5 protein-coding genes and 1 pseudogene are annotated in these 4,699 nt (G+C 65.5%); all 6 read left to right on the top strand.

Going from position 1 to position 4,699, the window contains the following annotated elements:
* Positions 1-174 precede the first annotated feature (174 nt).
* Positions 175-861 carry a hydrolase gene (locus RHBS_RS24575; RefSeq protein ID WP_128646706.1) on the top strand — a complete coding sequence of 229 codons (687 nt, stop codon included), beginning with the start codon at positions 175-177 and terminating at the stop codon, positions 859-861.
* Positions 858-1,871 (top strand): phosphate/phosphite/phosphonate ABC transporter substrate-binding protein, encoded by a 1,014-nt coding sequence (gene phnD / locus RHBS_RS24580; protein ID WP_128646708.1) that lies wholly within the window; start codon positions 858-860, stop codon positions 1,869-1,871. The genes RHBS_RS24575 and phnD overlap by 4 nt, the downstream gene beginning before the upstream one ends.
* A gap of 4 nt (positions 1,872-1,875) precedes the next feature.
* Entirely contained in the window at positions 1,876-2,664 is a 789-nt protein-coding gene (gene phnC, locus RHBS_RS24585; RefSeq protein ID WP_128646710.1) for a phosphonate ABC transporter ATP-binding protein, read from the top strand.
* Positions 2,661-3,455, top strand: a complete 795-nt coding sequence (phnE, locus tag RHBS_RS24590) for a phosphonate ABC transporter, permease protein PhnE (RefSeq protein ID WP_128646711.1) — start codon at positions 2,661-2,663, stop codon at positions 3,453-3,455. Before phnC ends, phnE (RHBS_RS24590) begins: the two co-directional genes overlap by 4 nt.
* Positions 3,452-4,294, top strand: coding sequence for a phosphonate ABC transporter, permease protein PhnE (gene phnE / locus RHBS_RS24595; protein ID WP_128646713.1), 843 nt, complete (start codon positions 3,452-3,454; stop codon positions 4,292-4,294). Before phnE (RHBS_RS24590) ends, phnE (RHBS_RS24595) begins: the two co-directional genes overlap by 4 nt.
* Positions 4,291-4,699 (top strand): annotated as a pseudogene (locus tag RHBS_RS24600) (MurR/RpiR family transcriptional regulator); the annotation flags it as partial. The gene phnE (RHBS_RS24595) and the pseudogene RHBS_RS24600, both read left to right, overlap by 4 nt.

Below are 4,699 nucleotides of genomic sequence, written 5' to 3' on the forward strand. Positions count from 1 at the left end.
CCAGAACGTCGGTCGCGGTGGGTGGGACGGGGTGGGGAGTGCTCACGAGTTCCAGTATCCCGATCGGAGCGACTCGGTGCCGTGAAGGGGCTCCGGTTAACGCCATGTGAACGCTTGTTTCATAGATTCAGGATCTATGGACGGATCGTTCATGACGGGTCTAGCGTCTCTCACGTGCACCAACCGATCCTCCTCCTCGACTTCGACGGCACCGTCTGCCTCGGTGACGACCCGGTCTGGGCCTACGCCGACGCGGTGGCCGAATCTCTCGATCGCATCTCCGCCGCAACTCTCCGTGCCGGGTTGACGGCATTTCTCGAGCGCGGAGTGGGGGAGTACCTCGACGGTTACTCCGCCGTCCAGCAGCTGTCGGTGGGAGTGGACGCTGCAGTTCTCGCCGCCGCCTACGCGCGGTCCCGCGAGCACCTGGCCGCAGGTGGGCTCGAGGTGTGGGCACCGGCCGGGCTGGCGGATTTTCTCGATCGCGCCTGCGCCGACGTGGTTCTGGCCACCAACGCTCCGCGACGCGGCGTGGTGGAAGCACTCGACCGGCTCGGTCTGACCGCGCATATCGGTCGAGTCGTCACCGATGCCGGAAAGCCCGAGAAAATGCCTGCGCTGGTGGACTCCCTACTCGGCACGCGATCACCGCACCTACTGGCCAGCGTCGGCGACATCTGGCGCAACGACCTCGACGCACCCCATCGTCGCGGTGCCGTCACCGCCTACATCGACCGCCATGGTCACCCCCGCCCGGAGGCGACGTTCTCCGCCTCGACATTCCCGGCGATGTACGACGAACTCCTCGAATGGTCAACCGATCCAGCAGCATTCGCACTCACCCACGAAGGACAGTCATGAGAATCCGCACTCCCCTGCTCGCGGTGGTCGCCACCGGACTGCTCACCGCCTCGCTCGCCGGGTGCGGAGCCCGCGACGAGTCCACCACCGAATCCTCGGCGGCGTCGCCCTGCACCGGGTCCAGCTCTGCAGATGCTGCCGACCCGTCGGAGCTGACGCTGGCACTCGTCCCCTCGGGCGACGCCAACAAGCTCGTCGAAACCGTCAAGCCGCTGCAGGACGCACTCACCGAGCGCCTCGGCATCCCGGTCCGCGGCGTCATCACCCAGGACTACCAGGCGGCGGTGGAAGCCATCGGTGCCGACCAAGCCCAGATCGGCATGCTGCCGCCACTGCAGATGGTGCAGGCCTGCAACAAGTACGGAGCCGAGCCGGCGCTGCAGACCGTGCGCAAGGGCAAGACCACTTACGCCGCGCAGTTCTACACCAACAATCCCGACAAGTACTGCGACGACACTCCCGTCACGGGAGCCAACGGTCTGCTGTACTGCAACGGAACCGAAAGCGGCACGGGCCCGGCCGGATTGGACTCGCTGAGCAAGATGAACGGTGCCAAGACCGTCATGTTGCAGTCCGCGTCGTCCGCCGGATTCGTCTTCCCCTCCGCTGCATTGAAAGAGGCCGGTATCGACTCCACCACCGATCTGGACCTGACGCAGGTCACCTCGCACCCGGCGGCAGTGCTGTCGGTGAACAACGGCGACGACGAAGTGGGCGTGTCGTTCTGGGACGCCCGTGAAACCGTCGTCGCCGACACTCCCGGTGTGGCGGAGAATCTGGTGGTCTTCGCACTGACCAACGAGATCCCCAACGACGGTGTCTCGATCAGTAGCTCGCTGAGCCCCGATCTGCAGCAGCGCATCTCGGACGCGATGGAAGATTACGCGTCCACCCCCGAGGGCGTCGAGGCCCTGACGGCGATCTACCAGATCACCGGGCTCGACAAGGCCGACCCCGCTGCGCTGCAGCAGGCGCAGACCGAGGCGGACTCCATCGGCCTGGGGAACTGATCGCATGAGCGGCGACGGCATCGCATTCGACAACGTCTCGGTCACCTACGCGGGCGGCCACACCGCGCTCGACGGCGTGACTCTGGATATTCCGGCGGGTCAGATGGTTGCCGTCGTCGGCTTGTCCGGCGCAGGAAAGTCCACGCTGATTCGTACCATCAACGGTCTCGTTCCGGTCACCACCGGCACCGTGACCGTCGGTGATCGCGCCGTGAACACCCTGAGCAGCAGGGGATTGCGCGATCTACGCGGCGATATCGGAATGATCTTCCAGGGCTTCAACCTCGCCAAGCGCACCAGCGTCCTCAACAACGTGATGATGGGCCGGCTGCACAGCTCGCCGATGTGGCGAACGCTGCTCGGTGCCTGGTCCGCCGAGGACACCGAATTGGGAATGCAGGCGCTCGAACGCGTCGAGATCGTCGGAAAGGCCTACGAGAAGGCGTCGTCGCTCTCCGGCGGTCAGCAGCAACGTGTCGCGATCGCCCGGGCATTGGCGCAACAACCGCGGGTGATCCTTGCGGACGAACCGGTGGCCTCGCTCGATCCGCCGACCTCGCACGTCGTCATGCGAGACCTGCAGCGCATCAACGCAGAACTCGGCATCACCGTGGTGGTCAACCTGCACTTCCTCGATCTCGCTCGGCGCTACGGCGATCGGCTGATCGGGCTCCGCGACGGCAAGGTGGTGTTCGACGGCCATGGCCGCGACGCCGACGAAGCGGTCTTCGAGAGTATCTACGGCCGCTCGCTGACCGCCGAGGATGTGCTGGAAGCAAAGGCAGAGCTGTGAGTGCTTCCGTTTCTACCCGGCCGGTGAAGCCGCGTTCGGCATGGAAAACCGTTGTGGTGCTTGCTGTCATCGCGCTCATCACGATCTGGGCGGGCGTCGGTGTCGGTGCTGACCTCGGCGACATCATCGACAACTGGGGCAACGCCACCGACAAGCTGATCCAATTGATGCAGCCGGACTACTGGTTCTTCCCCGAAACCGTCGACGCCATCCTCGAGACCCTGCAGATGGCTGTCATCGCGACCGCAATCGGTGCCGCGATCTCGTTCCCGTTGAGTTTCGCGGCCTCTCGGGTGACCAACCCGAACCGGCCGCTCCTGACCGTTGTACGCGGAATCATGAATGTCGTTCGCGCCGTGCCGGATCTGTTGTATGCCGCGGTGCTGGTCGCAGTGGTCGGCACCGGCGCGCTGTCGGGAATTCTGGCGCTGATCGTGTTCAACGTCGGGATCATCGTCAAGCTCGTCTCCGAGGCACTCGACTCGGTCGATCGTGGACCGCAGGAAGCGGCCCTCGCTGCGGGTGGCAGCTGGATCGCGGCCGACCGCAGTGCCGTTGCGCCGCAGATCTTTCCGGCCTTCGTCTCGCAGGGTCTCTACACGTTGGAGTTGAACGTGCGCGCCTCGGCGGTGATCGGACTGGTCGGTGCAGGCGGTCTCGGCATGCTCATCGACAACGTTCGAACCTTCTACAAGTACCACCAGCTCAGTCTCATCATCCTCGAGATTCTCGTCATCGTCCTGGCGTTGGAACTGCTCTCGTCCTGGGCTCGTAGGAAGTTGATCGGATGACCGTCATCGACCGCACCACCCGGGCCAGTCCGGCTCGGCCGCGCAAACCACGCAACCCACTGCGCACCACTGTGTGGGTGGGGATCGTCGCCGTGTTCGCACTGTCGTTGTACGGCATCGAGATTCGCTGGGACAGGTTGCTTGACCTGCCGCAGAACCTGGTGCGCTACGCCGGACTGATGTTCGTGCCGCCGGACGTCTCGGCGCTCGGCAAGGCCGTCTCGGCCACCATCGAATCGGTGCAGATGGCGTGGTTCGGAACGGTGCTCGGCATCGTCGTGTCGTTTCCGCTGAGCTTCCTCGCCGCCGCGAACATCGGGCCGCTCTGGCTGCGATGGCCGCTGCGCATCGTGTTCGCCGTCATTCGCGCAGTGCCCGAGGTCGTCATCGCCATTCTCATCCTGTCGGTCACCGGCCTCACCGCCTTCACCGGCGCGCTCGCCATCGCCATCGGCTCGGTCGGCACCCTCGGCAAATGGGGATACGAGGCCATCGAGGGCGCGGAGAAGGGTCCGATCGAGGCGGCCAGGGCGGCAGGTGGGTCCACGGCCCAGATCGTGCGGTGGGGACTGTGGACCGACGTCGCACCCGAGGTGTTCGCCTTCTGGCTCTATCGCTTCGAGATCAACGTCCGCGCGTCGGCCATCCTCGGTCTGATCGGTGCAGGCGGCATCGGCAGCATGTTGGTCGACAACGTGCAGTACCGGCAATGGGGCGCGGTCGGCATGCTGCTCATCGTCGTCGTGGTCATCACCGTGATCATCGACCAGATCTCCGGGCAGGTGCGTCGCCGCATAATCGACGGGCAGTGGGGCTGGCGCGGATCGCGCAAGATATGAGCATGGATCTCGCGCCCGGTGGAGTCGTGCCGCACATCCGATCGATCATTCCGTCGTTGCTGCCGGCCGAACGGGCCGTCGCCGAGGTCTTTCTCGAACGGCCCGCCGACATCGTCGAGATGTCCTCTCAGCAGGTCGCCGATGCGGCCGGGGCGTCGCGGGCGTCGGTGGTGCGTACGTGCCAGAGTCTCGGCTTCGGCGGCTATCAGCAGCTGCGGGTGTTGCTCGCGCGTGATGCGGCTCGGGCGCTACCAGCGCAGGAGCGGTCGGCCGACGGTCCGTTCGCGATCGTGACGGAGACCTTCGCCCACGTCGGTGATTCCATCGCAGCGATGACGGCGCTGCTGACCACCGAGGACGTCACTCGCGCGGTGGCGGCACTCGCCGGTGCCGAGTCCGTCGTCG

The organism is Rhodococcus sp. BS-15 (assembly GCF_000813105.1).
GTDB lineage: Bacteria > Actinomycetota > Actinomycetes > Mycobacteriales > Mycobacteriaceae > Rhodococcoides.

Coding starts and splice junctions, on each gene's coding strand:
- phnE (WP_128646713.1), top strand. CDS start 3,452: ATGACCGTCATCGACCGCACCACCCGGGCCAGTCCGGCTCGGCCGCGC.
- phnD (WP_128646708.1), top strand. CDS start 858: ATGAGAATCCGCACTCCCCTGCTCGCGGTGGTCGCCACCGGACTGCTC.
- phnC (WP_128646710.1), top strand. CDS start 1,876: ATGAGCGGCGACGGCATCGCATTCGACAACGTCTCGGTCACCTACGCG.